6 protein-coding genes are annotated in these 4,797 nt (G+C 62.1%); all 6 read right to left on the minus strand.

The features are described from left to right. Window positions 1–379: ATP-binding cassette domain-containing protein (locus EN932_RS29450; RefSeq protein WP_128369274.1), on the minus strand; the 379-nt coding region annotated here is incomplete at its 3' end. Then, window positions 303–1,133, minus strand: a complete 831-nt coding sequence (locus EN932_RS29455; RefSeq protein ID WP_063168748.1) for an ABC transporter ATP-binding protein — start codon at window positions 1,131–1,133, stop codon at window positions 303–305. The genes EN932_RS29450 and EN932_RS29455, both read right to left, overlap by 77 nt. After that, window positions 1,130–2,125, minus strand: coding sequence for a branched-chain amino acid ABC transporter permease (locus tag EN932_RS29460; protein ID WP_127368498.1), 996 nt, complete (start codon window positions 2,123–2,125; stop codon window positions 1,130–1,132). The genes EN932_RS29455 and EN932_RS29460 overlap by 4 nt, the downstream gene beginning before the upstream one ends. Beyond that, window positions 2,125–3,075 (minus strand): branched-chain amino acid ABC transporter permease, encoded by a 951-nt coding sequence (locus EN932_RS29465; protein ID WP_224620706.1) that lies wholly within the window; start codon window positions 3,073–3,075, stop codon window positions 2,125–2,127. Before EN932_RS29465 ends, EN932_RS29460 begins: the two co-directional genes overlap by 1 nt. A 150-nt stretch (window positions 3,076–3,225) precedes the next feature. Next, complete coding sequence (locus tag EN932_RS29470; RefSeq protein WP_024504004.1) at window positions 3,226–4,338, minus strand: branched-chain amino acid ABC transporter substrate-binding protein; 1,113 nt, start codon at window positions 4,336–4,338, stop codon at window positions 3,226–3,228. Between the two features lie 142 nt (window positions 4,339–4,480). Further along, on the minus strand, window positions 4,481–4,797 hold a 317-nt coding region (locus EN932_RS29475), incomplete at its 5' end, for an FCD domain-containing protein (RefSeq protein ID WP_128369275.1).

Genomic DNA, 4,797 nt, shown 5'->3' on the forward strand with positions numbered 1-4,797 from the left:
GCTCGAACACCTCGGCGCGCAACGCCTCGAAACTCTTCCCGCCGCGACCGATATGGGCCGCGACCAAGTTTTCCTCCACCGTCAGGCGCTGGAAGATCTGGCGGCCTTCCGGGCAGTGGGTGATGCCGAGACGCACGACCTGTTCGGGGCGCATCCCGGTGATGTCGCGGCCCTCGAACGCGATGCTGCCTGCGGTGGGCCGCGCCACGCCGGAAACGGAATTGAGCAGCGTCGTTTTGCCGGCGCCGTTCGGACCCAGGATGACGACGATCTCGTGCGGATCGACGTCAATGCTGATGGCCTCAAGAACGCCGACGCGCCCGTATCCCGAGCTGAGCCCGGCGATTCTGAGCAGCGGCCCGGATGTCGTCGATGTCATTGGCGGTTCCCAGATAGGCGAGTTGGACGTCGGTGCTTGCCTGCACTTCGGCGGGCGTGCCCCGGAAGAGCAGTTTCCCATGATGCATGACGATGATGCTGTCGCAGAGTGTCATGACGAGATCCATGTCGTGCTCGACGACGATCATGATCCGGTCGGGCGAACGCAACGCGGTGAGTTTTGCCGTCAGTTCCGCCGTCTCGTGGTGGTTCAATCCGGCGGCGGGCTCGTCGAGCAGCAGGACGCGCGGATTGGCGACCAAGGCGCGGGCGATCTCCAGCATGCGTTGTCGGCCATAGGGCAGGCCCCCGGCATCGACGTCGGCGTAGCCCTGAAGGTCAAAAAACCGCAGGATTTCCATGCATTTCTCACGCCGGCGCCGGCGCTGGGCGTTGGCATAGGGTGGCCAGATCACTTCCCTCCAGGCGGCCGCAACCTCGGCGGGATAGAAACAGACTTCAAGGTTCTCGATCGCCGACATCTGGTCGAAGAGGCGGATGTTCTGATAGGTGCGGGCAATTCCCGAATTGGCGATCTGGTATTTCTTGAGTTTGTCGAGACGCTTGCCGTCGAGCGTGATCGAGCCCGACGACACTGTGTAGGAACCAGCCGTCATGTTGATCAGCGTCGACTTGCCGGCGCCGTTCGGTCCGATCACGCCGTGGATTATGCCGGGAGCGAAGTCGGTCGACACGCCGTCGATGGCGACGACCTCGCCATACACCTTGCGAAGGCTCTGAAAGACCAGCGTCATTTTCCGAAAAGCCCTCGGATCAGTTTCTCCGGCCCGAAGCTGCGCGGCACGATGCCGGCCGGGCGCGCGATGATCAGCGAGATCATCAAAAGACCGAGGAAGAGGATGCGCCATTCGGCGAACTCGCGCAGCAGCTCCGGCAGCAGGATCAGGATTGCCGCGCCGGCGACGATGCCGAAGATGTTGCCGATGCCGCCGACCACGATCATCAGCACGATCAGCACCGATTCCTGCAGCGTGAAGCTTTCCGGGCTGACGAAACGCTGCGATGCGGCGAAGATCGCGCCGGCTATGGAACCGATCGTGGCCGAGGTGGCGAAAGCGGCAAGCTTGGCATTGGTGGTGTTGATGCCGATGCCGCGCGCGGCGTCCTGGTCCTCGCGGATCGCCGCCCACGCCTTGCCGAGGATGGAGCGCTCGAGCCGCCAGACCACGGTGCCGACGATGAGCACGGTGATCAGCAGCAGCCAGAAGAAGTCGATCGGCCGGGCAATCTGTATGCCGAGGATCGACGCCTTGTCCAGCCGGGCAATGCCTTGCGGCCCTCCGGTCAGCCAGTCGAGATTGTTGATGATGATGCGGATGATCTCGCCGAAGCCAAGTGTGACGATGGCCAGATAGTCGCCGCGCAATCGCAACACCGGAATGCCAAGCAATATGCCGGTGACCGCACCCAGGCAGGCGGCGACGAGCAGGATGAGCAGGAACGGCATATGCAGGCCGAGCTGCGGGCTTGCCAGCAGCCCATAGCTGTAGGCGCCGACCGCGTAGAAGGCGACGAAGCCGAGATCCAGCAGCCCGGTATAGCCGATCACGATGTTCAGGCCGATGCCGAGCAGGATGTAGATCAGCAGGCTGTTGAGGACACGGACATGGTAGTTGGGCAGGAAGGGCGTGGTCATGATCAGCGCGATCGCGATGGCGAAGACGAGCCAGGAGATGGTCCGGTTCGCACGCGGCCGGGCCGCGGCGAGAGTGTCGGCGGCGGCCATCAGAATTCCCTCTTGTACACGATGCTTTCCTCGGAGACGGCCTCGCCAAGTATACCGGCAGGACGGACCAGAAGCACGAGTATGAGGATCGCAAAGGCGAGAACGTCGCGATACTCGGTGCCGAGCACGCCGTTTGTGACAATGGGCAGCAGCGCGGTTCCCCACACTTCGATGAAAGCCAGGATGAAGGCGCCGAGCATGGCGCCGGGGATTGAACCGATGCCGCCGAGGATGGCCGCGGTGAAGGCCTTCAGCCCGATGACGGCGCCCATGCTGGGCGACATGATGCCATAGTAACTGGAATAGAGGATGCCGCCGGCAGCGCCGAGAAGCGGCCCGACGAAGAACACCATCGAGATGGCGCCGTTGACGTTGATGCCAAGCAGTTGTGCGGTCGGTCGGCTTTCCGATACGGCGCGCACGATGATGCCGATACGGCTCCGGTTGACCAGGACATGCAGGCCGAACATCAGCACGAAGGCGGCGATCAGGATGCCGATCTGCATCAAGGTGATGGTGCCGCCCATCACCTGATACCGGACGACGGGGAAGAAGCTGGGAAAGGCGACCGGCTGTGGGCCGGCCAGGATCTGCACCCCGGTGACGAGCGACAATGAGACGCCGAGCGAGGACAGCATCGGCGCGAGCCGGGTGGAGCTTCTCAGCGGTTTGTAGGCGACCCTTTCGATGCCGACGCCAATGAGCCCGACGAGGAAGATCGCCACGAGAAAGGCCGCGGTCAGCGCCAGCGCGCCCGACATCCCGACATCGCCGACCAGCAGGCTGAGCGCCAGAAACGCTACATAGGCGCCGAGCATGAACATCTCGCCATGGGCGAAGTTGATCATGCGCAACACGCCGTAGACCATGGTGTAGCCGAGCGCGATCAGGGCGTAGATCGAGCCGATGGTCAGGGCATTTACCGTTTGTTGAATAAGATTTCCCAGCATGGGCCGGCGTCCTGTGCCTGCAACCCCATGGACCGGTCGAACCGGGAAGGGGAATGGTCGACGTGGCCGCCCGTACTTGCGGCAGGCACGCCCGTCAACAGGTGAAGGAGCCGCTTCGCGCGTAGCGATGCGGCTCCGGCGGTCTGGCTGCTATTTCGAACCGACGAGATGGAAGCCCGTTCCCTCCACCTTGTAGAGGTAGGATGGGGCGACTTTGAGTTCGCCGGTTTCGTCGAATTCCAGCTCGCCGACGACGGTCTTCGCCTTGACTGCATGCAATGCTGCGTTGAGGTCCTCACGCGTGAGGCCTTTCGTCGTTTTCAGCACCTGTTCCAAAATCTGGCCCTGTACATAGCCGTAGATCGAATACGGGCCGGCTTCCTCACCATACTTCGCCTTGTAGAGTTTGGCGAAATCGGCGATCTCGGGGGAGGCATCCATCGGCGGCACCTGGATCGCGACAAGCGTGCCCTGGATATTGGCTTCGCCCGCCTGTTTGATGAGGTCCGGCGTGTAGCCGCCGTCCGGCACCATTAGCACGGCGGCGATACCTTGCTCGTGCATCTGCTTGGCAAACAGCGCAAGCTGCGGCATGACGGCGCCGAGATAGATCGCATCGGGCTTCTTGGACTTGATCTGGGCCAGCACAGCGGTGAAGTCCACGTCGGACGGCGCCACGGCAATGGTATCGAGGACCTTGCCGCCGCCGGTTTCGAAGTTCTTGGCGAAGATTTCGGAAATGCCCTGGCCGAAGACCTGCTTGTCGTTGACGATCACGGCAGTCTTGGCGCCGAGCTTGCCCAGCGCATATTCGGCTGGCAACAATGCGCCGGCCAGATCGTTGGCCACCGGGCGCACCATGAACTTGTAGCCCTGCTTGGTGAGAGACGGATTGGAGCCGAAGGTCATGGTCGGCAGCGTGCAGTCTTCATAGATCGGCAGCGTCGACTGGGCGACGCCGGAATTGAAGTTCACCAGGCCAAGCACGACCTTGTCATTGTCGCAGAATTTCTGGGCGACGAGCGTTCCCTCGCGCGGGTCGGCCTTGTCGTCCTGCTGGTCATAGGCAATGGTGACGCCATTGACGCCGCCATCGGCGTTCAGCCTGTCGACGTAGAGCTTGAAGCCATTGTGCCAGGTGCTGCCGAAATAGGCCTGCGCGCCCGAGAGCGGCGCGGACATTCCGACGGTAATCTGCTCGGCCATGGCCGGCGCTGCAAAAAGCGAGGCGCCGAGAAGAAGTGTGGCGATAGATTTTTTCATCATGGTTCCCCTTAGCTGCTGACTACGACAGGGGGAGGCCGTTGCGGTCTTCTTCCCCGTGTAAGCCCATCGAAGCAGACAAAGGGATCGTCGTCAAGAAAGTGTCGACACTATTGCGTTCAATTTTGTGCTCAGATATCGATTATGCGTCGCGAGCCCTTCGGCGACGCTTCAGCTCGGCGCCATTGTCGGGCGCGAAAACCTTGAGCAAGGCGTCCTTGAGCGCTTGCTGCGTGGCGGAGACGGTCATTTCGATATGTTCGCGCAACAGTTTCGCGCCGTTCTCGGCATCGCGCTTGACGGCAGCCTCGACGATGGCCGAATGGGAGGTGATCTGCGCCTTGTCATGCGAAGGATGTTCGATCTGGATGCGGCGGATGAAGCGGATGCGTGCATTGATGGAGCTGAGCTGGCCGACAAGTTCCGGATTTCCGGAGAGTTCGGCGATGAGCAGATGGA

The organism is Mesorhizobium sp. M7A.F.Ca.US.002.01.1.1 (assembly GCF_004022955.1).
GTDB classification, from domain to species: domain Bacteria; phylum Pseudomonadota; class Alphaproteobacteria; order Rhizobiales; family Rhizobiaceae; genus Mesorhizobium; species Mesorhizobium ciceri.

Bases quoted from the DNA above. Each gene is read 5' to 3' on its own strand.
- EN932_RS29455 (WP_063168748.1), bottom strand. From the start codon at position 1,133: ATGACGCTGGTCTTTCAGAGCCTTCGCAAGGTGTATGGCGAGGTCGTC.
- EN932_RS29460 (WP_127368498.1), bottom strand. From the start codon at position 2,125: ATGGCCGCCGCCGACACTCTCGCCGCGGCCCGGCCGCGTGCGAACCGG.
- EN932_RS29465 (WP_224620706.1), bottom strand. From the start codon at position 3,075: ATGCTGGGAAATCTTATTCAACAAACGGTAAATGCCCTGACCATCGGC.
- EN932_RS29470 (WP_024504004.1), bottom strand. From the start codon at position 4,338: ATGAAAAAATCTATCGCCACACTTCTTCTCGGCGCCTCGCTTTTTGCA.